The organism is Burkholderia sp. BCC0398 (genome assembly GCF_902833245.1).
In the GTDB taxonomy this organism is placed as follows: domain Bacteria; phylum Pseudomonadota; class Gammaproteobacteria; order Burkholderiales; family Burkholderiaceae; genus Burkholderia; species Burkholderia sola.
Genome location: NZ_CADFEM010000022.1, coordinates 79,018 through 102,926, shown reverse-complemented (window position 1 = coordinate 102,926; position 23,909 = coordinate 79,018). Strand labels below are relative to the sequence as shown.

18 protein-coding genes are annotated in these 23,909 nt (G+C 64.1%); 4 read left to right on the top strand and 14 right to left on the bottom strand.

All coding sequences use genetic code 11. The features are described from left to right. The 9 genes from HWX76_RS33650 to HWX76_RS33610 all read right to left on the bottom strand — a co-directional run. The coding region (locus HWX76_RS33650; protein ID WP_244138061.1) for a DUF3683 domain-containing protein at positions 1–1,898 on the bottom strand (1,898 nt) is incomplete at its 3' end. A gap of 81 nt (positions 1,899–1,979) precedes the next feature. Then, positions 1,980–2,228: a hypothetical protein gene (locus tag HWX76_RS33645; RefSeq protein WP_050018218.1), complete on the bottom strand. Its 249-nt coding sequence runs from the start codon at positions 2,226–2,228 to the stop codon at positions 1,980–1,982. 12 nt (positions 2,229–2,240) lie between these two features. Next, on the bottom strand, positions 2,241–3,017 hold the full coding sequence (locus HWX76_RS33640) for a LuxR C-terminal-related transcriptional regulator (protein WP_235356336.1): 777 nt from the start codon (positions 3,015–3,017) through the stop codon (positions 2,241–2,243). A gap of 1,030 nt (positions 3,018–4,047) precedes the next feature. Beyond that, complete coding sequence (locus HWX76_RS33635; RefSeq protein ID WP_244138060.1) at positions 4,048–5,379, bottom strand: MATE family efflux transporter; 1,332 nt, start codon at positions 5,377–5,379, stop codon at positions 4,048–4,050. Positions 5,380–5,420: 41 nt separating this feature from the next. Further along, a complete protein-coding gene (locus HWX76_RS33630; protein WP_124655195.1) occupies positions 5,421–6,443 on the bottom strand; it encodes a cysteine synthase family protein in 1,023 nt (340 codons plus the stop codon). Between the two features lie 18 nt (positions 6,444–6,461). Beyond that, a complete protein-coding gene (locus HWX76_RS33625; protein WP_235356334.1) occupies positions 6,462–7,769 on the bottom strand; it encodes an alanine racemase in 1,308 nt (435 codons plus the stop codon). Between the two features lie 68 nt (positions 7,770–7,837). Continuing rightward, positions 7,838–8,794: an ornithine cyclodeaminase family protein gene (locus HWX76_RS33620; RefSeq protein ID WP_244138059.1), complete on the bottom strand. Its 957-nt coding sequence runs from the start codon at positions 8,792–8,794 to the stop codon at positions 7,838–7,840. Between the two features lie 1,162 nt (positions 8,795–9,956). Then, the gene (locus HWX76_RS33615) at positions 9,957–10,499 is read right to left on the bottom strand and encodes a hypothetical protein (RefSeq protein ID WP_124557703.1); all 543 of its coding nucleotides are present in this window, start codon (positions 10,497–10,499) and stop codon (positions 9,957–9,959) included. A 373-nt stretch (positions 10,500–10,872) separates the two neighbouring features. Further along, entirely contained in the window at positions 10,873–12,858 is a 1,986-nt protein-coding gene (locus HWX76_RS33610) for a gamma-glutamyltransferase family protein (RefSeq protein ID WP_124640363.1), read from the bottom strand. A 632-nt stretch (positions 12,859–13,490) separates the two neighbouring features. On the opposite strand from HWX76_RS33610, the gene HWX76_RS33605 reads away from it, so the two are divergent. Next, a complete protein-coding gene (locus tag HWX76_RS33605) occupies positions 13,491–14,423 on the top strand; it encodes a tyrosine-type recombinase/integrase (protein WP_124632002.1) in 933 nt (310 codons plus the stop codon). A gap of 38 nt (positions 14,424–14,461) precedes the next feature. Here HWX76_RS33605 and HWX76_RS33600 read toward each other — a convergent pair whose 3' ends face one another. The 3 genes from HWX76_RS33600 to HWX76_RS33590 form a co-directional block, all read right to left on the bottom strand. Further along, a complete protein-coding gene (locus tag HWX76_RS33600) occupies positions 14,462–14,941 on the bottom strand; it encodes an RES family NAD+ phosphorylase (protein WP_124557706.1) in 480 nt (159 codons plus the stop codon). Further along, positions 14,938–15,393 carry an antitoxin Xre/MbcA/ParS toxin-binding domain-containing protein gene (locus tag HWX76_RS33595; protein WP_050018210.1) on the bottom strand — a complete coding sequence of 152 codons (456 nt, stop codon included), beginning with the start codon at positions 15,391–15,393 and terminating at the stop codon, positions 14,938–14,940. Before HWX76_RS33595 ends, HWX76_RS33600 begins: the two co-directional genes overlap by 4 nt. 299 nt (positions 15,394–15,692) lie before the next feature. Then, on the bottom strand, positions 15,693–16,334 hold the full coding sequence (locus HWX76_RS33590) for an HD domain-containing protein (RefSeq protein WP_089490167.1): 642 nt from the start codon (positions 16,332–16,334) through the stop codon (positions 15,693–15,695). A 173-nt stretch (positions 16,335–16,507) separates the two neighbouring features. Between HWX76_RS33590 and HWX76_RS33585 the strand changes: the two genes are divergently transcribed. From HWX76_RS33585 to HWX76_RS33575, 3 genes are all read left to right on the top strand, one after another. Continuing rightward, positions 16,508–17,473, top strand: coding sequence for a GlxA family transcriptional regulator (locus tag HWX76_RS33585; RefSeq protein ID WP_124632004.1), 966 nt, complete (start codon positions 16,508–16,510; stop codon positions 17,471–17,473). A 292-nt stretch (positions 17,474–17,765) separates the two neighbouring features. Beyond that, positions 17,766–18,077, top strand: coding sequence for a DUF4148 domain-containing protein (locus HWX76_RS33580; protein WP_050018207.1), 312 nt, complete (start codon positions 17,766–17,768; stop codon positions 18,075–18,077). Positions 18,078–18,355: 278 nt separating this feature from the next. Next, positions 18,356–19,069, top strand: a complete 714-nt coding sequence (locus HWX76_RS33575; protein WP_124557709.1) for a dienelactone hydrolase family protein — start codon at positions 18,356–18,358, stop codon at positions 19,067–19,069. 131 nt (positions 19,070–19,200) lie between these two features. On the opposite strand, the gene HWX76_RS33570 is transcribed toward HWX76_RS33575, so the two are convergent. Continuing rightward, complete coding sequence (locus HWX76_RS33570) at positions 19,201–20,703, bottom strand: efflux transporter outer membrane subunit (protein WP_176016959.1); 1,503 nt, start codon at positions 20,701–20,703, stop codon at positions 19,201–19,203. A 2-nt stretch (positions 20,704–20,705) separates the two neighbouring features. Next, complete coding sequence (locus tag HWX76_RS33565) at positions 20,706–23,897, bottom strand: efflux RND transporter permease subunit (protein WP_124632017.1); 3,192 nt, start codon at positions 23,895–23,897, stop codon at positions 20,706–20,708. Positions 23,898–23,909: the final 12 nt, after the last annotated feature.

Sequence of the window (23,909 nt, the reverse complement as noted above, 5' to 3'; positions counted from 1 at the left end):
CGCACGCGCTTGAGCAGCTCCAGCGCCTGCTGCACGCGGTCTTCCAGCAGCTCGGCGCTCGGGATCTCGTTCGCGTCGTCGGTCTTGCCGAGCGGCAGGTTGCCGCCCTTGAAGAACGCCTCGAGCGCGTCGACCAGCTGCAGCTTGTTCTTCAGCGACAGCTCGATGTTGATCCGCTCGATGCCGTCGGTGTACTCGCCCATCCGGTTCAGCGGGATCACGACGTCCTCGTTGATCTTGAACGCGTTCGTGTGCTTCGCGATCGCGGCCGTGCGGCTGCGGTCGAGCCAGAAGCGCTTGCGCGCCTCCGCGCTGACCGCGACGAAGCCTTCGCCGCTCTTGCCGTTCGCCATCCGGATCACTTCGGACGTCGCCTGCGCGACCGCATCGGCGTCGTCGCCGACGATGTCGCCGATCAGCACCATCTTCGGGAACGCGTTGCGCTTGCTCTTGGTCGCGTAGCCGACCGCGCGCAGGTAGCGCTCGTCGAGGTGCTCGAGGCCCGCGAGGATCGCGCCGCCCTGCTTCGACGTCTCGAACAGGTAGTCCTTGATCTCGACGATGCTCGGGATCGCCTCGCGCGCCTGGCCGAAGAATTCGAGGCAGACGGTGCGCGTATGCGCGGGCATCTTGTGCAGCACCCAGCGCGCGGACGTGATGAGCCCGTCGCAGCCTTCCTTCTGCACGCCCGGCAGGCCGGCGAGGAACTTGTCGGTCACGTCCTTGCCGAGCCCTTCCTTGCGNCCCTCGATCTCGAGCATCTCGGTCTTGAGCAGCTTCTCGCCGGGCGCGTATGCGCCGTCGAACCACTTCAGCTCGAAGCGCGCGACCGCGATGTCGTGGATCTTGCCCTGGTTGTGCTCGTGGCGCGTGACTTCGAGCCAGTTGCCGTCCGGGTCGACCATTCGCCACCACGCGAGGTTGTCCAGCGCGGTGCCCCACAGCACGGCCTTCTTGCCGCCCGCGTTCATCGCGACGTTGCCGCCGATGCACGACGCGTCGAGCGAGGTCGGATCGACCGCGAACACGTAGCCGGCCGCTTCGGCCGCCTCGGTCACGCGGCGCGTGACGACGCCCGCGCCGGAGAAGATCGTCGGCACCTTGTGCGCGACGCCCGGCAGCTCGGTCAGTTCGACCGCGCCGAGCTGTTCGAGCTTCTCGGTGTTGATCACCGCGGAGAACGGCGTGAGCGGCACCGCGCCGCCCGTGTAGCCGGTGCCGCCGCCGCGCGGGATCACGGTCAGGCCGAGCTCGAAGCACGCCTTGATCAGCGCGGCGATCTCGGCTTCGGTGTCCGGCGTCAGCACGACGAACGGGTATTCGACGCGCCAGTCGGTCGCGTCCGTCACGTGCGACACGCGCGACAGCCCGTCGAAGCGGATGTTGTCCTTCTGCGTGCAGCGGCCGAGCGCCTTGGTCGCGCGGCGGCGCAGCTCGGCCATCTTGTCGAATTCGTCGGCGAATTCGTCGACCGCGCGCTGCGCGGCGGTTTCGAGCATCTCGACGCGCGACGCGCGTTCGCGGCCGGCGTCGTCGTACCATCCGCTCACACTCACCCGACGGCGCCTTGCAATTTCGGACAGCCGATCATGCATCGTGGCGATCAGGAACCGGCGACGCCTTCGGTTATCGAGCAGGTCGTCCTGCAGGTACGGGTTGCGGCGCACGATCCAGAGGTCGCCGAGCACTTCGCAGAGCATCCGTGCCGAGCGGCCCGTGCGGCGCTCGGCGCGCAGTTCGTCGAGCACCGCCCACGCGTCCTCGCCGAGCAGGCGGATCACGATCTCGCGATCGGAAAACGACGTGTAGTTATACGGAATATTGCGCGACGGTTCATGCAATCCTGCTATTGCCCGAATACGCTCCAGCAATTGTACGGTTGGCAGTCGGGCATTCATTGGCGTCTATGAAATGAATGATGAAGCGATCGAGAACCACGCTCGGAAAAGCGGAATCGTATTCGGCAATCAGCAGGGAAACTAAACGGAAATGACGGTCCGGATCAAATCGAATGCGCCTTTCAGCATCATCGCCGTGGCGATACCGACCAACGGAGGCGCAAGCACGCCGGTCACGCACAGCAAGACACGGCCCGGGATCGGCAAGCCCGGTCGCTTCCATGCGATATAAAGTGCTGCCGGCGGCAGAAAGAGAATCGACAAAATATAGGCTTTGTACGTCAACCCGTGACGCGCGACAAATGCCTTGACCTTTTCCTTGAAAGACATTCCCGAACTCTCCTAGATCAATCCCAGACGGCTAACCTTCGCCACCGCTTGCGCTCTATTCGACACACGCAGCTTCTCATAGACGTTCGTCAGATGAAACTTGACCGTTCTTTCAGACATCGAAAGGATCCGGCCGATTTCCCACGCAGTCTTGCCTTCGACGACCCATTTGATTACATCGGATTCCTTTCTCGTGAACTGAATCCTGTTCGCGCTTTCGCAAGCATCCGGCTCGAGACCCGCTGCACACGGTTGCGCGCCTTCCCGGTTCTGCCTCGCAATCTTCTGGGTCAACGCTGCGTGCAAATGCATGGCGATGAGACTGACGAGCAACGCCGAATGCAACGTCGTGTCTTCGCACTTCAGCTGCAAAACGGTCCGAATGGCCGTCGAATCACCGGGTGGAGCGCCGATGCAAGCGACCACACCCCGCCCGCGCATGTATGACGCGACATCGTTGACCTGCGCATCGCGTTGCGGCGCTTCCCCGTCGAGATCGCGCCAGCGAAACGTATGATCCTGACGATCGGACAACGCGAAGCAACTCAGATATCGATCGATATCGATCCCGGGACCAAACAAAGTCACGCCTCGCCGGGTTCCGGCGTCGCTCGCGGCCCCATAGCGATATATCAGCCCGTGAGAAGCCGTATCGCCGCTTCCGCCGTGCAAAATCAAACACTTGTCGAACGGAATCACGCGTCCGATTTTTTCCGCGAGTTGATCGATCCCCTCGGTCAAACCGTTGGGACGAAGAATCTCGCCAATGATGCGAGAAAAGGTCTCCAATTTTCTGGGCCCTTATTGAAAAGACAAGATTCGTATTCGTTGACATGCTCCGGCAGCCGAATATCTGCCAAGGCTTCAAGGCCGTACCGGACGGGCAATCCAACGCCGCTTGCTTTCTACGCGCCAGCACTGCGACAGTATCCGATGGCAACGTCTAGGCCGCCATCGTTCGCGAACCATGTTTTGATAACCAGTACTCACGAGGAATACAAACCAATTACGCAAGACCATTAACATCTGAATTATTTACTTTGCCAATGGCTGAAACAGTTCACTGTACGGGCCACCTGTCTAGATTCCGCGCTCTAAACTTGAAGCTGCGCAAGTATATCGGAGGACAGAAGACAGAAACATTACTTTCCGAAAAAAATATGTAATGAACCTTTCTTTTGTATTACGCGAAAAAATGGCGGTTTTATTGCATAAAAACGATTTTATATCGCATAATATTTCAACAATCCGGCGAAGTGCGGCATTTTGTCACAATTCCGACCCGAGGACGCCAGAAAACTTTACAAATCAGCCGACATCAATTTCACCCCCTCGTATAATGCGAGGCATTATTCACATCCCCCGAATCCACCGCAATCAATTACCGTTTCGATAATTCAAGAAATCCGGCCGATCAAATCATGTCTTTCAAATGCCGTTATATTTGTCGCGCTCTTGCGGCCATCGATCGGCCGAATTAGAAAAATTGGCAGACTACGCAAACTTTCCACCGACGCATCTCGTCGGCATACGATTAGCGCAATCATGAGCAGTGACCGTCACCGCTTGTGCGTCCCCAAAGCGGAATACGCCGTATGAGGCCGGTTACGACGACCATGCCGCGCACCGGGTACGGTTGCGGACAAAGATACGTCGACGTCCATCAACGACAACACCTGCGGGCAGTCGGGGATTCGGCCGGCATTCCGCCGCTGGCGAGACGAGCGGACGTGGCGCGTTCGATGCAATGCCGGCCGGTATTTCAGGAAATTCCGGTGCCCGATGTGCACCGGTGTGCGCATTGGAAGCTTCGTCGCGTTCACGAACGTCCGTCTTGCGTCCGCTTCGTCATCGCGCGAAGGCGGCCCTCGAACTTGTGCAGCAGCATCGATGCCGTGGCCGCAAGCCCGATGGCGAGTCCGCTCCAGATGCCGTAGATGCCGTATCCCAGCATCACACCGGCCGCCCAGGCGATCGGCAGACCAATCAACCAGTATCCGACGATCGATATCCGAAACGAACTCGTTACGTCACCGAGGCCCCGCAAAATGCCGACGCCGATGTTCTGGCTGCAATCGAAGATCTGCAGCAGCGCCGCGATCGTCAGCAGCCCACCGGCGAGGCGCAGGACTTCGGCACTCGCGGCCACGCCGTTATCGAGAAATGGCGCGAGCACGCGGGTGGGCACAACGAGATACGGCAGCGCAACGATCAACATGGTCACGACGCCCAGCGCGAGCCCCGTATAGCCGAGTCGACGCGCACCGCGATAGTCGTGCCGCGCACACGCATGGCTGATGCTGATCGACGAAGCGTGAGACAAACCGACCGAAATCATGAACACGATGTAGATCACCTGATTCACGATCGTCTGGGCAGCCAGCGCATCGGCGCCGAGCGTCCCGATCACGAGCGTGAGGACGGTGAAGAACGCAGCTTCCGATCCATAGGTTGCCGCAATCGGCAAACCCATCCGCCACGTCCGCGCCAACGTATCGGCATCGGCGCGCCAGACGGCAAGCGACAAGTGTTCGGACAGTTCCGGCCGGCGCCTGGCGATCGTCAGAAACGCGATGAAGGAAAGCAGGTACACGCTGCTGGTTGCGCACGCAATACCGATCAGGCCGAGCTTCGGAAAGCCGAACCGGCCGAACATCAACGCGTAGTCGAGCGCCGCATTGACGACGATCGATACGATCGTGATCGCCAATAGCGGCCCGGGCTTGCGCAGTCCGACGGTATATTGTCGAAGCACCTGAAACCACAGACACGGCAATATGCCCGGTGCGGCCGCCGCAAGATAGAACGAGGCTTGCCGCGCAACGTCCGGATCCTGCCCGAGCCAGACAAGCGGCATTTCGATACACAGCATCATCAATGCAAACGCCAGTGCCGCGAGCGTCGACAGCGCAAAGCCGGAGCGCACCAGCCGCATGATGTCGGCATGCGCGTGTTGACCGTTCGCGAACGCGACGAGGTTGCCGGTTCCCGTCACCAGTCCGGTTCCCATCGTCCGGAACTGGTTGAAGATCGTCAGCGCGAGCCCCCCAGCGGCGATCTCGCGCGGGCCAAGCATCCCCATCATGACGATGTCGGTGGTCGTCAGCGCCACCTGGGCGAGCTGCGTAAGGATCAGAGGAGCGGCCAGCACGCCGATTTGCGCGGCATCGAGCCAGACTTGTCGATGAACTTTCATGCGGCGCGGGAAAATATCGATTCGAGTTCCTGATCAATCGACTCGTCGAGCAGATTTCGCGCTCGCATCCAGTCGTCGTCGAACACCGTGTCGAGGTATTTTTCGCCGCCGTCACAGACCAGGGCCACGAGCGTAGCACCCGCCGGCAGCGAATCGAACATCTTCAACGCGTGCCAGATGACGCTGCCCGCCGAGCCGCCGACGAGCAGCGACTTCTTGCGTGCGATATAGCGTGCCGTATTGAAGGCGGCCGCGTCCGTCACTTTGTGGCCTTCGTCGAGCAACGCATAGTCGACCAACGCGCCGATCTCGGCGCCGGGCGGCGTCCCGGTGCCGGACTGATAATACGATCCGCCTTCGCCGCCGAACACGATCGACCCGACGGGCTCGACACCAATGACGCGCGGCGCCGGGCCCGTCGCGAGCAGTTCTCGTGCAGTGCCGAACAGCGAGCCTCCGGTGCCAACCGACCCGACCAGAAAGTCGATTCGGTCGCCGAGGACGTCGCGCAGTTCATGTGCCAGCCCGCGGTAACCGTTACCGTTCGCGGGATTGTTGTGCTGCTCCGTCCAGATGCTGTCCGGATCGTCGGCTGCCATGCGCTTGGCAAGCGCGTCGCGGTCCGCCGTCGCGATCGTGTCGCCGTCGCTCACGCAAACGAGCTTTGCGCCGAATGCTTGCATCGCGCGCAGCTTGTCTTTCGACGCGTGACTGTCCACGATCGCGGTAAACCGATAGCCGCGCTCGGCCGACAACAGCGCCAGCCCCATGCCCGTATTGCCGGACGTCGATTCGATCACGTGTCCGGCCGGCCGCAGACTGCCGTCCTGTTCCGCTTCGTCGAGCATCTGCCTCGCCATCCGGATCTTGGCGCTGCCGGTCGGATTCGTCGATTCGAGTTTAAGCAGGATGCGCGCGCCGTTGGCGCCGCGAATCAATTCGAACAACGGCGTGCGGCCGACAAGATCCGATACCTTCGACACGATCGCAGGGACGGTGATCGTGGCTTGCTCACCCATAAAACGCACATTCATTGGTCAGGCTCCCGGAAGCTGGAAGAGGCGATCGACGCGCCAGCGTGGCCGCGCGCCGTCAAGTGTCAAGACAAGCTTGGGGGGAAGCGGCAGCTCGTGAAATGAAGATTCGTTCGAATCCATCTGATAGCCGGCCGTGTTCGGGTAGATCAGCAGATCGCCGGGTTCCGGGCGCTGCCCGAATGCGATCTTGCGCCAGGTCAGCATGTCCGAATCGAGGCAGCTCGCCCCGCCGACACAGGCGCGATAAGGCATGCCCGTGCGCGGCGATCGCGAAGGCTCGCGCACGACGCTTAGCAGTTCCGGATCGGGCAGGAATTCGCTGGCAAACCATTGCTCCGACACGCTGAAGCTCGTGCCGTTGACGGTCGCGATGCCATAGTCGCCGCAGTCCTTCACGCCTTGCACGGCAAACGCCGTGAACCCTGCCTGATCCAGCAGCGCCCGCCCCGGCTCCAGCATGATCGTCAGGCCGTGCTCGCGAAGCAGTTCGGCGAGCGATGCGGATTCCCCACCAGGCGTACCAGCCAGGATCGCATCGAGCATCTGCGCGCCGCTGCAGGCCGAGTGATATGGATAGAATCCGTCGAATACCTTGTTGGCGTGGTAATCGTCCGCCCGGTGCGCACGCTGGAATGCGTGCCAGTCGCGCTCGCTCGCGTACGACATCGCGAAGCCGCCACCGATGTTGATCGTGTGCGGCGCAAGACCGAGTTCGCGCGCAGCCAAGCACGCACGCATCGCGATCGCGGCCTGATTGCAGCGCTCCGTCGCGCTGTAACCGGACAGATGGAACGAGAACCCTTCAAGGACGAGCGACGCCCGCGTCGCGGCACAGGTCGATAGCGCAACGCGAAGTGCGTCGGCACTCAAACCGAATCGGCTATCGTTGCGTGCCGCCGGCGCCATCCGCAACAGAATGCGTGCAACCCGCTTCGCCTGTTCCGAGATCGCGATCAGCCGATTCAGTTCTTCGTCGCTGTCGATGGCGATCAACGCATCGTGCAAAACCGCGAGCCGCAGCAGCGCACGCGACTTCGACGGGCCGGATACACCGATATCGGCTCCGCACACCCCCGCAGCCAACGCTTCCGAGAACTCGCCCGTGCTTGCGACGTCGACGCCGATCCCGGATGCTGCCGCCGCATGCGCAAAGCATCGCGCCTTGTTCGCCTTCTTCGCGTAGTAAATGCGCCCGGACACCTGGCGATCGTCCAGTACGCGCCGAAATTCGGCGACATTGTGCGCGAAACGTTCGGGAAACAGGAAATGAACGGGCGCGTCGAAGCCATGGACAAGATCGTGGATCATCGCCTGATGCTCGTCCACGAAATCCCGCAGTAGCGGATCCCACAACGCCGGCAGTCGCGGAATATCCGTCACCATAGCTCGACTTCCCGGCCGAGCCCTTTCGTCAGCGCGGCGTCGGCCAGCACGCGCCCCAGCGCGATGTCGGTCACGATCATGCCGCTGTTGAACGCGTAAACGATATCGGCATCGTTGCGCCGCGCAGGCTTGCGGCCAAGCAGTATGTCCGGAAGCTCCGCATCGACGGCAGGCAGTTTTCCGGCTTCGTCCGCGAGATCGGCACCGGTCACCTGCATTTGGGCCTCGCTCGTCGCGATGCGGTAATCGGCGCCATGCAGCGCGTCGGCGTGAATGCCGTATCCGACCAGAAGCGCGAGCGCACCCGGCTTCAACGCCGCGTGCCGCACGCTCTCCGATACGCCGACGCCGGCCACCCCGAGCACGATGTCCGCTGCGTTCGCGGAGGCGGCGAGATCCTTCGATACTTCGATGTCACGGCCCGGATGAAAGCGCTTCAACGTCTTGCGGACAGCATCGATTCCCGACTCATAGTGGCCGTGTACGATCACGCGCTCGATGTCCGGCAATGCGGTCAGCAGGAACGGCGCCGCCATCCGCCCCTGCGTCCCCGTGCCGACGACGAGCGCCGTTCGAGCCCGCGGCGCGGCCGCACGCGCGATCAGGGCGGACACCGCCGGCGTGCGCAGCGATCCGACAAGGCTGCCGTCCATCAATGCGACAGGCATGCCGGTTTCGTCGTCGAACAGCAACAACGTCGTGTAGTACTTCTGCAGTTCGCGGTTGTGTTCCGGATCGAACTTATACGACGTCTTGAAACCGACCGTTCTGCGTCCACCGTCTCGACCCAGCATCGAGTACGCGACAGAATGCTTGTCCGCGGGCTGGCTCATCAGCTTGCGCGGATTGTCGGATTCGCCGGTACCGAGGCCAAGGTATGCCCGTTCGACGGCATCGAGCACCATCGACGGGTCGTAGTCGAGCTCGTCGATCGTGCGCTTGCCAAGCACAAGGAGTCTCGAGGGTTGCGTTGCGAGCCGCGGTCGAACGTCCGCGTCGGGTTCAGCGCCATCAGCCATCGTGGATATCATCGTATTCACTTGTGTCTCACCGGATTTCACGTATCGAACGGGCCTGCCGCGCACGTCGTGCAGGTTGACTTGAAGATTGACGTGCCGCGACCGGCACCGACGCGCCAGATCGCACATGCTTGTTCGGCTGCGTTGCCGCTGCGAATCGCGCGCTCGACATGAGGGCGGATGCGCCGGGAGGCTGGCGGCACGTTCAATTACTGCGGGTGCTTCATGCCTGCAGCGTATTGATCATGGAATCTTTCCTTCCGAAATGCAGATCACGGAGCAAAATATTGGATCGGCAATCATTTCGTTTTTCATTACATACAATTCCATCATTATGCAATCCGAATCAAATTGATTAAAAAAGCCACATTAATATCATCGAGAACCACAATATGGCTCGCGATTGACGTCGATCAGATAATCAGCATTTCGATAACGAAAATGCCGTGTGCCGCCTGATATTCACCAGGCGCGGGCTGACGAGTTCAGCAATTTCGACGGGATTCCCTCACGTCGGCATAGCTGCCTGGCAGGCGCATTCATGTCGCGACAACGCGCGCACATGATGAGGCGCAGCGAACCGTGTCACGACCATCTGGGCGTTCCGTCACCGTCGATGGTTGCGAGCGGTAGAGAAAATACAAATCGCTCGTATTTATAAACTAGCTTCCACTTTCCTTGCAAATACTTTATTTCATTATTGCGAATGCATTTACGGCGGCCGTCATTGAATCATGAAAGTGAAATTGAGGCCGCTAGCCGCTCGATGGCGGTATAGAAAAGCAAAATCGGTTTGTTGAGGGAGAAAAAATGCCCTGCATCGGGGGCTGCCGAAACGTTCGGGGGAGATATGTCGTTACGGTGCCGGGCTTTCCGCGGTAGGCGGTTTGGGGAACCGCTTGCGGGCCGCATTGCGTGCCAGTTCAGTCGACCAGCCGCTTATTATTCTTCGCAATCCAAATCAATATCGATGCATCGTTTCCCCGCGTTTCGACATGAGGCTCCGTGCGCGACGTATCGCGTTCCTCAATAGAAAAACCCGGCCCGCAACGAAGCGGGCCGGGCCGGGCCGTGACGGGATGCGTGCTGCTTGTTACAGCGCGCCGCCTTGCGCCGACGCCGAGCCCTTCACGCCGACCGACGCGCCGCCCTGCACCGAATTCGTCGCGCCTTCGAGCGCTTCGCCGGCCTTCGCCTTCGCGCCGCCCGCGACGTCGCCTGCGGTCGACACCGCGCCTTGGGCATGGCTCTTCGCCGAGGCGGCGACGTGCTTCACGTGCGACTTCGTCGTGTGCACGGCCGATGCCGCCGCATCCTTCGTCGCGCCGGCCGCCGAACCGACCGCCTGCGTCGCGCCGCCCACCGCCGTCCCGGCTGCCGAGCCCACGCCGCCGACCGTCTGGCCGACGCCGTTCAGCGCGCCGCCGACGACATTGCCCGCGCCCGAACCCGAGCCTGCCGCATTCGCACCGGCGCCAGCCTGCACACCGACGCCGCCGCCGAGCAGCGGCGTCTGGACCTGCGCGCCGACGCCTGCGGAACCCTGGGCGCCGGTCTGGGCCGTCTGTGCAAATGCAGCCGACGTCGCCATCGCCGTCAGAGCGGCACCCAGCAGAATCGTACGAATCTTGTTCATGGTCATTCTCCCCAAAGACGTTGTTGCTGCGGGCCGCGTTCGTGCGGCTGGTCGCATGCCTTGCCGCGACATGCGGCAGGTGGAGCCAATGTAGCGGCGCCGGCGAGCAAAACGACTGAATTGCGGGGACTGTTACTTCCGTTGCAAATGCTGACGATTGACTCACACTGTTTGACAATCGGAGGTTTGTGGCGGGGTGGCCGCTGCATTTGACGACGGACGGCCGCGGCCCGGGCCGGCAGACGTGCTTCATTCAGACGCCTTCATCTGCATTCCGAATTATTGGGGATTGCGCGGCCGTCGATGCGACCTCGTCATGATGCACGGCCCCGGCCGCCAGCAAGCGAACCGGGGCCGTGCGCACGCTGCGCGGTTACGGCCGGAACGTATCGCCCAGCACGACGCCTTCGCGACGCGGATCGGTGCCGCCCTGCAACGCCGGCGACTGGCCGACCGTCACGCGCATCACCGTATTGACGCCGCTCGCCTGCGCGGACGTCGACACCTTGTGCCCCAGCGCGAGCAGCCCCGTGATCAGTGGATCGTTCGCACCGTTGTTCGCCGCGTTGACGTTCGGATGCTCGCCGCCGATCGTGGTCGTCGGGCTGTTGCTCGCGCCGAAGTCGACGAGCCCCGCCGACTGCTGCGCGTCGAGCCCCCAGTCGAGCGCGCCGACCAGGGTCTTGACCACGTATTGCGGAATCGTGCCGCCGCCCGGCGAACCGGTCGCCATCACGAAGTCGCCGCGCGAGCCGTCGGCGGCCCGCCCGAACACGATCGTCGGCGCCATCGAGCTGCGCGGCCGCTTGCCTGGCTGCAGGCGGTTCGCCACCGGATTGCCGGACGCGTCGAGCGGGTTCGCGGAAAAGTCGGTCAACTGGTTGTTCAGCAGGAAACCGTTGGTCATGTGGAACGAGCCCATGCTCGACTCGACCGTCGTCGTCGCGCTGAGCACGTTGCCGTCGCCGTCCACGATCGTGAACTGGTTCGTGCCGTGCTCGATCAGCGTCGTGTCGACGCCGAGCGGCACCGCACCGAGATTGCCGGGCTGCGCGGTGCCCATGCTTTTGGTCGTGTCGATCAGCGCCGCGCGCGATTTCAGGTACGGCTTGTTCAGCAGCGTGTCCCACGTGCCGCCCGGCAGCGGCACGAAGTCGGTGTCGGCCACGTACTTGTCGCGGTCGGCATACGCGAGCCGTTCGGCTTCGGTGATGAGGTGGACGCCCGCGACGGTCGGCTTGCCGCCTTCGAGATCGATCGCCGTCGGCTTCAACGATTTCAAGTCGTAATTCTCGAGAATGCCGAGCGCGGATGCGACCGCGATGCCGCCCGACGACGGCGGCGGCATCCCGCAGACCCAGTAGCTGCGATAAGTCGTGCACACCGGTTCGCGGCGCTTCGCCTGATACGCGGCCAGATCGGCGACGGTCGTCTTGCCCGGCGTGAGCGTCGAGCCGTCCGCGCCCTTCGTCACCGCGATCTTCGCGACGATGTCCTGCGCGATCTGCCCCGTGTACAGCGCATTCGCGCCCGACCGCGCCATCAGCGACAGCGTGCGCGCGTAGGCCGGATTCTTCAGTACGGTGCCGAGCGGCTTCGGCGAACCGTCGGCGTTCAGGAAATACGCGGCGGCTTCGGGGTCGCGCTTCAGGTTCGCGGCGTTCGCCGCGATCGCGTCGGCCAGCCGGCCGCCGATCGGGAAACCGTTGGTCGCGAGCGTGATCGCGTCGCCAAACAGGCTCTGCCACGGCAAGCGGCCATGATCCTGTTGCAGCGCCTCGATGAGCCGCGGCACGCCGATCGTGCCGATCGAGCGGCCGCTCGCACGCGCGTTCGGCAGCGGCAACGAATGGTCGGTGGCGTCATCGACATAGCGCAGATAGTTCTCCGTCGCGGCGGCCGGCGCGGTTTCGCGGCCGTCGTACGCCTGCAGCGTCTTGCCGCGCGCATCGTAGTAGAGCAGCACGCCGCCCGACCCGAGGCCCGTGGCCTCCGGCACCGTCAGGCCGAGCACGGCTTGCACGGCGACCGCCGCGTCGGCGGCCGTGCCGCCCTTCTTCAGCACCGCGCACCCGGCCGCGCTCGCGTACGCGTTCGACGTGGCCACCAGGTACGTTTTCGCATAGACGGGCTTCATCCCGGTGCGATAGCCCGACGACGCTTCCGGCAGCGACGGGTCGCCCGGCTGGTTCGAACCCACCACGACCGTCGCGCCGCTGTTGTCGACCGCGAGACAACTCGTATCGGTGGAAGGTGCGGTCGTGCGGCCCGCGTCGTTCTCGACGTCGCCGCCGCATGCGGTCAACAACGCAGCCGCGAGCAACGCGGACGCATACGGAAAAATCGCTGTTCTGTTCATTGTCTGCCGATGTGCTGGTCGTTGCGATGGACATCCCGTCGCCAGCGACCCCCTCGGTGCGCAGGCGATGCGTCCGATAGTCCCATGAACAGAATTTTTTTCGCAATCGGGAAATGACGTCATGCAACCGGACGTTGTGTGCGCAACGTCACCGAACCGGCATGCGGTTTCATCTGCTGCATTGCAGCGCATGGGCGTATCGTAACGTCGGTACCTTTTCCCCCGGCGACGCGTGCCGGCCCCGTGCTCCATCGCGCCGATCGCCTCGGAAAAGAATGCGAGACACATCGTCATCGCGACCGTCGCGCTCGTGTCCGCCCGCTGGTAGATGCAACTGAACGAGCGCGCGACGCATGACGGCAGCGGCGCGCCGCTTGATGACGCCTGCGGTTCGATCGACAATCGCCGCCCCCTCCTGCGCGGGCACTCGATCCAGCCGGCGCGTGCGTCTTCTCGACGCCGCATTTCGCCCGCCCATTCATTTCGGAATCCGTGATGATTATTTGTCTCTTCCTGGACAGCCATGCATAGACGACACCCGGGCCGCGGCCTGACGCGCCGGCTTCGTCGCGCGCCGGCGACCGGCCATCGGGACGATTGCCGGCGTCGCCGCGTCCGGCTATAAAGCGGGGATGGACACGAATCGCTGGATTCACGACCCCGTCGGCGCGTTTCGCGCCTGGCAGGAAACCGCCGCGACCGGCGCCGGCCGACGGCCGTTCGCGCCGCGTTCGATCGTCCAGCATGTCGCGATGTTCGAGCGATTCCTGCGTCACCTGAGCGCACGGCACGTGTCGCTCGTGACGTTCGGGCCCGACCACGTCGCGTCCTTCCTCGCGGAACTCGACCGCACCTGCGCGCCCGGCACGTCGACACGCGTGCGCTATGCGAAGCTGATCGACCGGCTCGGCCGGCATCTGGTCGATGCCGGTGTGCGGACGATTCATCCGGCCGGCCGATCGACGCACCATCTCGCATGGCCGGACGGCGAGCCCGAGCCGTGCTACCTGCCGCCCGACGCCGACGCGGCGCTGCAGCGCCATGTGCAGCCTCGGGCGGACGACACGCCCGCCGACTGCCGGAATCGCGCGATCGTCGCGCTGCTGCTCGCGAGCGGCATCACGTCGGCCGAGATTCGCGCGGCGACAGGCGACGCACTCGATCTCGACGCGCGGCCAGCGGCGTTGTCGGTGCCGCGCGATCGCGCGCGGCCGGCGCGCCGGATCGCGCTCGCCGCATTCGCGCTGGCGCCGCTCGCCGCCTGGCGTACGCGCTCGGACGTGCCGCCGTCGGCGCGGCTGTTTCCCGCGCCGCGCGGGGGCGCAATGAACGACATGTTCCTGCTGCTCGTCGTGCGCGATGCGCTGAACGTGATCGGCTTTCACGCAGCGGACATGAGCCCGCGCGTGCTGCGCAATACATATGCGCGCCGCCAGTTGCTCGCCGGCCATGCGCATGCCGATGTCACGGCGATGCTCGGTCTCGCTAGCCCGCGAACGGTCACGCGCATTCGGCAAACGCTGCCGCCCGATGCGGCCGCGGATCGCGCTGCCCACGAGCGGTGATCGCGCGCCGCCGGCGCGAACCGCGTTCCCCCGCTGCGCTATTCGCCCGGCTTCGGCTGGACCAGCCGCAGAATCCGCGTGTCGTACGGCGACTGCATCACTTCCGCGATGCGGATGTCGGAGGCGGCCGGATGCAGCGGGTTCAACAGGAAGTTATGGGCGTGCGGCACGACGACGCTTGGCACGCGCAGCAGCGCGCTCGGCTGCGTGTCCAGCCACTCGGTGCCCGCGCTGCGGGTCCAGTCGACGTTCGTGCGCCAGTCGTCCGGCGCATCGCCTTCCGCGATTTCGGCGACGTCCACCGAATCGGGCACCTCGATACGCAGCAACTGATATCCGCTCGGCAATTGCGCGACGGTGGCGATTTCGAAATGAACCAGCGTCTCGAGCAACGCAAGCGCCGGATGTTCGGCGAGATACACGACGGGCTGCCCGGCGAAATGCCAGCGCCCGCCGGCCCGCAACCCGCCGATGCCTTTCAGATCGGCGTAATTGCTGATCCGCCACAGCGTCGTCAAGCGAAGTACCCCTCGTCGATCTGCGTGAGGGCCTCTTCGACGAGCCGCGCGCCATGCTCGGTGCTCGCCATATCGAGCGACGTGCGGCCGCCGAAGCGCTGGAGCCCGTTGCGCAGCCACGCCATCGCCTTGTCCTGGTCGCCGAACGTGGCCGCCGCCTGCGCGACGATGCGCGCGAGACGGATCGCCTTGTCCGACTCTTCCGGCGACAGGCGCTCGTGCGCCTGCCGACGATGACTCAGCGTGCGGCGCGGAATGATGAACGCCAGCTCGTCCGATTTCAGCCCGCGCTCCGACAACCGGTCGATCACCGACACGTCGACGCGCGCGCTCGCCAGCTCGGCCAGATCGGCGCCCGACCGGACGCGGATCGCCAGCAGCTGCTCGAGAATCGTGAATTCGGCCTGACGCGGATGCGCGACGCCCGAAGGATGAAAAGCGATGGTGCTCATGACCTCTCTCCGGCAATTTGCCCAATCATTATAGGCGTTTTGCCGAATACTTGCGGGTGGTGGAGCGGCAGGCTTTACCTCGTTGGGCTGGCAGACCGGTATTCGGGGTACGCGAATCGGAGATTCGCCTCGGGGACGTGGCACGGAAATTCAGTATATAAAGTTCCTGTTCGCGATGATCTGAAGTTGTCACGTAACAATTTCGAACGGTAATACGCGAGTTGCGGGAATCCCCGCTTTCCCTGTGTACACGCCGGCGGACGATCACCGTCGGCTGATGCGCAACCGACCGTCCAAGGTCAACCGGCCCATGCGGACGACCGGATCACGCTGCAGAAATTGCCCGCATGGAAATGCGGCTCCTTGTCCGCGAGCACGTCGGCCTTCACGTTGCCGAACGTCGTGCCGGGCTTGTGCTTGATGCCGTCATAGAACGCCTGAATGATGTCTTCCTTGAAATGCGGCGTGCGCGGATGCGCGCGCACGACCGCTTCCCGCTCGATGTCACTGTATTCCGGGTAAGCGAGGCCCAGTACGTCCATCTCGACGCCCGCCGTGACCAGCGCGACGACCGGATGCATGTGCTGCGGAATACCGGGCGTGGTATGCAGTGCGATCGAGGTCCACACGACATCGATGTCCTGCTGCGAGATTCCCTTTGCCTTCAGAAAATCGCGGGCGGCATTGGCGCCGTCCACTTCGAAGCGCTCGCATGCGCTGCTGTACCGGTGCGTCAGTCCCATATCGTGGAACATGCAGCCGCAATAGAGCAGCTCGGGGTCGTACTCGAGCCCGCGGCGCCGGCCCGCCAGCGCCGCGAAATAGAACACGCGGCTCGAGTGATGGAACAGCAGTTCGGATTCGGTATCGCGCACGAGTTCGGTGATCTCGCGCGTCAGTCGAGTATCGGGAAGGGTGATGCCGGCAACGTTCACAGTCATGATCGACCTCCATGGAAGACACGCTCGATTCTCCGCAGCCCGACAGGTGTCCGAAATAGGCTTGTTACGACGAATCCTGCCATTTCGCGCGACGAACGGACACGGTGCCTGCATGGTGAAAGAAGCGCCCCTATACTGCTGCGCATCACGTTCGATACGACACGCAACCGATCATGCCGAAGGTCGTGGGTATTTTTGCCGTTCCGGGCGTTCAACTGCTCGACGTCTCCGCGCCGCTCGACGTGTTCGCGCAAGCGAACGTCGAATGCGGGAAGCCGTTCTATGTGTCGCGGATCATCGCGAGCGGGGCCGGTGCGATCCGCAGCTCGTCCGGCGCACGGTTGCTGCCCGACTGGATCGCCCCCGACATCCCCGAGCGCATCGACACGCTGCTGGTCGCCGGCGCGCCGAACGCCGGCCAGATCGCGCTGCGCACCGACGTCCTCGCTTGGTTGCGCGCGGCGGCCGTGCACAGCAGACGCTACGGGTCGATCTGCACCGGGGCATTCATCCTCGCCGCCACCGGGCTGCTGAAAGGACGTCACCTGACCACGCACTGGGCCGCCGCCGATGCACTCGGCGAAGCCTATCCGTCGCTCGTCGTCGACGCCGACGCGCTGTACGTGCGCGACGGCAAGCTGCGCACCGGCGCCGGCGTCACGGCCGGGCTCGATCTCGCGCTCGCGCTGGTCGAAGAAGATCTCGGCCGCGAGATCGCACGGCGCGTCGCCGCGCAACTGGTGATGTTTTTCAAGCGCCCGGGCGGACAGCTCCAGTTCAGCCGCAAGGGCGAAGCCCGCCCCGCCGGACGTTCGGTGCTGCAGGAAGTGCAGCGCTGGGTCGCGGCCCATCCGGATCTCGAACATTCGGTGGCCGAGATGGCCAAACATGCAGGCATGAGCCCGCGCCATTTCGCGCGGCTGTTCCGCGCGGAAGTCGGCATGACGCCGGCCGCATGGGTCGAGGCGACCCGCATCTCTGCCGCCCGCCAGTTGCTCGAGAACGGCCATGACACGCCGAAGCAGGTCGCCGCGAAATGCGGCTTCGCAAACGTCGATACGCTCAGGCGAGCGTTCACCCGGCATGTCGGCGTCACGCCGGCCGAATATCGGAAACGGCAGGTGATCCTGGCTGCGTGAGGCGGAACGAGCGGCGCCGAATGAATGACGCCGGCGGCCTCGCGAAAATACTTCGGAATGCGATTCAATGGTTTGACCCGCTTCTTCCGCGCCGATCGACCCGCCGCTCCTTACCCACGCTCCAGCTCCCCGGCAATCTTCAGATGAAATTGCGTACCGCACGAATCGTTTACCCAGTTGCAATAATGATTCGCTCCAACGCGTATTTCCGACCGGGAACGCGCTCGTTACGATGCAATCAACCGCTGAACGCAACGAGCGAAGCGCGAAATCAACAGAACCGGAGGTCACCATGAAGTCGTTCATCACCGCTGTCGTCGCCGCAACCGCGTTGTCCGCGTCGTACGGCGCATTCGCGCAATCGAACCCGTCGGGTCAGCTCACGCGTGCCCAGGTGCGTGCGGAACTCGTCCAGCTCGAACAGGCCGGCTACAAGCCCGAAGTCTCCGATCAGTATTACCCGCGTGCGCTGCAGGCCGCGCAGGCCCGCGTGACGAACGCCGACGTAGCCGGCTACGGTGCGCAAGCGGCCGCCGGTGCGCGTGCAGGCCGCACGATCGCAGTCAAGCAGGAAGGCCGCAACTCGATCTACTTCGGTCAGTAAGCCGGATACCCGCCGGCGTATTGCCGGCGTATTCCGGATACGCCCCGCCGTACACGCGACACCCCGCTCCCGTTCATCGGGGCGGGGTGTTCGTTTTCCGGTCGTCCGCTCCCTTCGCGGCTCGCGTGCCGTGCGGCGCCGTTCACGCAAGCGTCCGGTGTTTGCGCATAGAATGGCCGCGTGGTCGGCGTCGGCCAGCACGAACGCGGGCGGTATCACGACACCCGCTGGCCGGCCCGATGTCGCACTCGGCGCATTTTTCGAAAAGGAGCGGTTTCATGTCTCAAACATCCGGTTCCACGATCACGTTTCGCCGCCCGGACGGCCAGGAACTGCAAGGCTATCTCGCCACGCCGGCACGCACCGAAGGCGCGCCCGCGGTCGTCGTCATCCAGGAATGGTGGGGGCTGAACGACCAGATCCGCGGCGTCGCGGATCGCCTCGCGCGCTGCGGTTACTTCGCGCTCGTGCCCGACCTGTATCGCGGCAAGTCGACGGTCGAGGAGGAGGAAGCGCACCACCTGATGACCGGCCTCGATTTCGGCGACGCCGCGTCGCAGGACATTCCCGGCGCGGTCGCATACCTGAAGACGCTGTCGCCGCGGGTCGCGGTGACGGGCTACTGCATGGGTGGCGCCCTCACGCTGCTGTCGCTGCAGTACGCCGACGCAGATGCCGGCGTCATGTGGTACGGCCTCCCGCCGCTCGATTACATCGATCCGGCCAAGCTCAAGGTACCGCTGATGGGTCATTGGGCGACGCAGGATGCGTTCTTCACGATCGACCAGGTCGACGCACTGGAAAAGAAGCTGACCGATGCGAACGTCGGCTTCGAATTCCATCGCTATCTCGCGCACCATGCGTTCGCGAACGAAACGGCCGTCGGCCCCGGCCGCATCGCCGGCACGCAGTTCGATCCGGTGTGGTCGGAAACGGCGTGGGACCGCACGCTCACGTTCTTTGGCCGAACGCTCTGGACGAAGCACGCGTAACGTAATGCCGCTTCCCGCGCGGCGACGGTACAAAGGAAAACGCCACGGATTTGCGTCCGTGGCGTTTTCGTTTTCACACTCCTTCGGTTCGGTGGACAGGCGCGGCTTTCCGCTCCTGCCATGTGCCATGCTTACCCGGTCGTTGCCGTCTGATCGTCGACCGGCGCATCCGGCGCGCGCGGCGCTTCGCCGGCGCGCTGGATCCACCCGCCGCCGAGTGCGCGGTACAGATCGACCAGGTTCGTCCAGCGCGCCAGGCGCGCGCTGATCAGCGACTGCTGCGCGGAGTACAGATCCGTCTGCGCGGTCAGCACCGACAGATAGCTGTCCACACCGTTCTTGTAACGCAGGTCCGACAGATCGAAGCGACGCTGCTGCGCGTGCTCGTTGCGCTCCAATGCCGCGATCTGCTGATCGTACGTGCCGCGTGCGGCAAGCCCGTCCGACACTTCGCGGAACGCCGACTGGATCGCCTTCTCGTAGTTCGCGATCTCGATGCGCTTCTGCACATGCGCGAGATTCAGGTTCGCGATGTTCTGACCGCCTTCGAAGATCGGCATCGTGATCTGCGGCGCGAACGACCACGCCGCCGTGCCGGCCTTGAACAGGCCGCCCAGCGTCGGGCTGCCGGTGCCGAACGCGCCCGTCAGCGAGATCTTCGGGAAGAACGCCGCGCGCGCCGCGCCGATGTTCGCGTTCGCGGCCAGCAGCGTCTGCTCGGCCTGCATCACGTCAGGACGACGCGTCAGCAGATCCGACGGCAACCCGGCCGGCACGTCCGTCAGCAGGTTCTGCGCGTCGAGCGGCATGCCCGCCGGCAGATCGTCCGGCAGCGGCTCGCCGATCAGCAGCACCAGCGCGTTCAGCGCCTGTGCGCGCGCACGCGCCTGCGCCTGCTGGTTCGCGAGCGCCGTCTCGACTACCGTCTGCGCCTGACGCAGCTCGAGCTCGGAGCCCGTGCCGTTGTCGAATTGCAGCTTGGTCAGGTCGTACGACGCCTGAGCAGTCTTCAGCGTGTCCTCCGTGACCTTCAGCAGGTCATCGGTCGACAGCAGCGTCAGGTACTGATCCGCCACCTGCGACACCAGCGAGATCTCCGACGCCTGCCGTGCGTACGACGTCGACAGGTACTGCGCGAGCGCCTGGTCCTTCAGGCTCTGCACGCGACCGAACAGGTCGAGCTCCCACGACGCCGACAGGCCGACGTTGTAGGTGCGCGAAATCAGCGGCTGGCCCGTCTGCGATACACCTGCCGGGAAACGCTGGATGCTGCCCGTGCCCGTACCGTCGAGCGTCGGGAACAAGCCCGCACGCGTGATCTGGTACTGCGCACGCGCGGCCTCGATATTGAGCACCGACACGCGCAGGTCGCGGTTGTTTTTCAGCGCGATCTCGATCAGCCGCTGCAGGCGTGGATCGACGAAGAATTCGCGCCAGCCGATGGCAGTCGCCGCCTGGCCGTTCGCGCTGCGCGCGCCGGCCGCGCCCGGCTGCGTCGCGTAGACGCCGCCGGCTGGGTACGCCTGCGCGACGGGCGCGTCGGGCCGCGTGTAATGCGGCGCCATCGTGCAGCCCGCGGCAAACAGCGCGGCAGCCAGTGCGGCCGCGGTGGCAGTCAAAACATGTTTTTGCATCGTTACTGCCCCTTCGAATCGTGTGCGTCGTCGCGACCGCGCTGCAGGTCGCCCTGCACGAGACGCCATGCGTCGTCGACGTTTTCCGTTTCGCCGCTGAAGATCGCACGAACCCGCACGAAGAACATCGGGATCATGAAAATGGCGAGGAACGTCGCGGTGACCATCCCGCCGATCACGCCCGTGCCGATCGCGTGCTGGCTCGCCGAGCCCGCGCCGTTGCTGATCGCGAGCGGCAGCACGCCGAGCATGAACGCGAGCGACGTCATCAGGATCGGACGCAGCCGCAGGCGCGCCGCCTCGATCGCCGCGCGCACCGGCCCCATGTTCCCGCCCGCCTGCAGTTCGCGTGCGAACTCGACGATCAGGATCGCGTTCTTCGCGGACAAACCGACGGTCGTCAGCAGGCCGACCTGGAAGAACACGTCGTTCTCGAGGCCGCGCAGCATCGTCGCGAGCAGTGCGCCGACCACGCCGAGCGGCACGACCATGATCACCGAGAACGGGATCGACCAGCTTTCATACAGCGCCGCGAGACACAGGAACACGACGAGAATCGAGATCGCGTACAGGATCGGCGCCTGCGAGCCGGACTGGATTTCCTGGAACGACAGCCCCGTCCACGAATAGCCGATGCCTTCCGGCAGCCTGCTCGCGAGCGCTTCCATCGCGGCCATCGCCTGCCCCGTCGACTTGCCTTCCGCGGCCTGCCCCTGGATCTCGATCGACGACACGCCGTTGTAACGCTCGAGCTTCGGCGACCCGTAGATCCAGTGGCCGGTCGAGAACGCGCTGAACGGCACCATCCCGCCCGCGCTGTTGCGCACGTACCAGATGTTCATGTCTTCGGGCGTCATCCGGAACGGCGCGTCCGACTGTACGTACACCTTCTTGATCCGGCCGTCGGTATCGAGGAAGTTGTTCACGTACTGCGACGCCCACGCGATCGAAAACGTCTGGTCGATCGCCGCGGCCGTCACGCCGAGCGCGTTCGCCTTCTCGCGATCGATGTCGACCTTGTACTGCGGCGTATCGTTCAGGCCGTTCGGACGCACGAGCGCCAGCGCCGGATCCTTCGCTGCCATCCCGAGCAACTGGCCGCGCGCGGCCATCAGCGCTTCGTGACCGAGGCCGGCGTTGTCCGTCAGCTCGAAGTCGAAGCCCGCAGCGGTACCGAGTTCGGGAATCGACGGCGGGTTGAACGGAATCACCATCCCGTCCTTATACGTCGAATAGTGCGCGAAGGTCCGGCCGATCAGCGCCTGCACCTTCTGGTCCGAACGCTGGCGCTGCTCGTACGGTTTCAGCTTCACGAACACGAGGCCCGCATTCTGGCCGCGGCCCGCGAAGCTGAAGCCGTTGACCGTGAACACCGAGTCGACCACCTCCTTCTCGGCGGTGGTCAGGTACGTGTTGATGTTGTCGAGCGTCTTGCCGGTCGTTTCCTGCGTGGAGCCGGACGGCGTCTGCACGATCATGAACATGTAGCCCTGGTCTTCATCGGGCAGGAACGACTTCGGCAGCCGCGCGAACATCACGCCGACCGCGAGGAACACGGCCAGGTAGATCACGAGCCAGCGGCCGGAGCGCTTGATCACATGGTTCACGCCGCTCGTATAGCGATCGCGGCTGCGATCGAACGTCCGGTTAAACCACCCGAAGAAGCCCTTCTTCTCTTCGTGATGCCCCTTCTCGATCGGCTTCAGGATCGTCGCGCACAGTGCCGGCGTCAGGATCAACGCGACGAGCACCGACAACACCATCGCCGACACGATCGTCAGCGAGAACTGACGATAGATCGCGCCGACCGAGCCGCCCGAGAACGCCACCGGCACGAACACCGCCGACAGCACGAGCGCGACGCCGACGAGTGCGCCGGTGATCTGGCTCATCGCCTTGCGGGTCGCCTCCTTCGGCGACAGCCCTTCTTCGGCCATCACGCGCTCGACGTTCTCGACCACCACGATCGCATCGTCGACCAGCAGGCCGATCGCGAGCACGAGCCCGAACATCGACAACGTGTTGATCGAGAAGCCGGCGAGACCCATGATCGCGAACGTGCCGAGCAGCACGACCGGCACCGCGATCGTCGGGATGATCGTCGCCCGCAGGTTCTGCAGGAACAGGTACATCACGAGGAACACGAGCACGATGCCCTCGATCAGCGTCTTGACCACTTCCTCGATCGACAGGCGCACGAACGGCGTCGTGTCGTACGGGTAGTGCACGACGAGGCCATGCGGGAAGTACTTCGACAGCTCGTCGATCTTGGCCCGCAGCGCGTTCGCGGTCGCCAGCGCGTTCGCGCCGGTCGCGAGCTGGATGCCGAGGCCGGCCGTCGGTTGCCCCATGTACTTCGTGTCGAACGTGTAGTTCTCCGAACCGAGCGCCGCGCGGCCGACGTCCTTCAAGCGAACCTGCGAGCCGTCCTGGTTGACCTTCAGCAGGATGTTGCCGAACTGCTCGGGCGTGCGCAGCAGCGTCGATTCGGTGATCGTCGCCTGCAGCACGGTGCCTGGCTTCGCCGGCGTGCCGCCGATCTGGCCGCCCGCGATCTGCACGTTCTGCTGCGTGATCGCGGCCGTCACGTCGGTCGGCGTGAGGCTGTAGTTGGTCAGCTTGACGGGGTCGAGCCAGATCCGCATCGAGAACTGCGAACCGAGCAGCAGCGTCTGGCCGACGCCGTTCACGCGGCTCAGCGGATCGAGCACGTGCGAGGCCACGTAGTTCGTCAGGTCCTCCTTCGACATCCGGCCGTCCTCGGAGTTGAACGCGAACCACATCAGCCAGTTGCTGCTCGACTTCGTGACCTGCATGCCGAGCTGCTGCACGACCTGCGGCAGGTTCGGCGTCGCGAGCGACAGCTTGTTCTGCACCTGCACCTGCGCGACGTCCGGATTCGTGCCCGGCGAGAAGGTCAGCGTGATCGTCGCGTTGCCCGAGTCATCGCTCGTCGACGACATGTAAAGGAAGTTGTCGAGCCCGCTCATCTGCTGCTCGATCACCTGCGTCACCGTGTCTTCCACCGTCTTCGCGGAAGCGCCCGGGTAGTTCGCCTGGATCTGGATCGTCGGCGGTGCGATCGTCGGATACTGCGCGATCGGCATCTTGAAGATCGATGCGACGCCGGCCAGCATCAGCACGATCGCGATCACCCACGCGAAGATCGGGCGATCGATAAAGAACTTGGCCATGAAACGGACTCC

Excerpts from the sequence above, each read along its gene's own strand:
- HWX76_RS33565 (WP_124632017.1), bottom strand. The coding sequence starts at position 23,897 with ATGGCCAAGTTCTTTATCGATCGCCCGATCTTCGCGTGGGTGATCGCG.
- HWX76_RS33615 (WP_124557703.1), bottom strand. The coding sequence starts at position 10,499 with ATGAACAAGATTCGTACGATTCTGCTGGGTGCCGCTCTGACGGCGATG.
- HWX76_RS33570 (WP_176016959.1), bottom strand. The coding sequence starts at position 20,703 with ATGCAAAAACATGTTTTGACTGCCACCGCGGCCGCACTGGCTGCCGCG.
- HWX76_RS33605 (WP_124632002.1), top strand. The coding sequence starts at position 13,491 with ATGGACACGAATCGCTGGATTCACGACCCCGTCGGCGCGTTTCGCGCC.
- HWX76_RS33625 (WP_235356334.1), bottom strand. The coding sequence starts at position 7,769 with ATGATCCACGATCTTGTCCATGGCTTCGACGCGCCCGTTCATTTCCTG.
- HWX76_RS33595 (WP_050018210.1), bottom strand. The coding sequence starts at position 15,393 with ATGAGCACCATCGCTTTTCATCCTTCGGGCGTCGCGCATCCGCGTCAG.
- HWX76_RS33630 (WP_124655195.1), bottom strand. The coding sequence starts at position 6,443 with ATGGGTGAGCAAGCCACGATCACCGTCCCTGCGATCGTGTCGAAGGTA.
- HWX76_RS33580 (WP_050018207.1), top strand. The coding sequence starts at position 17,766 with ATGAAGTCGTTCATCACCGCTGTCGTCGCCGCAACCGCGTTGTCCGCG.
- HWX76_RS33575 (WP_124557709.1), top strand. The coding sequence starts at position 18,356 with ATGTCTCAAACATCCGGTTCCACGATCACGTTTCGCCGCCCGGACGGC.
- HWX76_RS33610 (WP_124640363.1), bottom strand. The coding sequence starts at position 12,858 with ATGAACAGAACAGCGATTTTTCCGTATGCGTCCGCGTTGCTCGCGGCT.
- HWX76_RS33590 (WP_089490167.1), bottom strand. The coding sequence starts at position 16,334 with ATGACTGTGAACGTTGCCGGCATCACCCTTCCCGATACTCGACTGACG.
- HWX76_RS33645 (WP_050018218.1), bottom strand. The coding sequence starts at position 2,228 with ATGTCTTTCAAGGAAAAGGTCAAGGCATTTGTCGCGCGTCACGGGTTG.
- HWX76_RS33585 (WP_124632004.1), top strand. The coding sequence starts at position 16,508 with ATGCCGAAGGTCGTGGGTATTTTTGCCGTTCCGGGCGTTCAACTGCTC.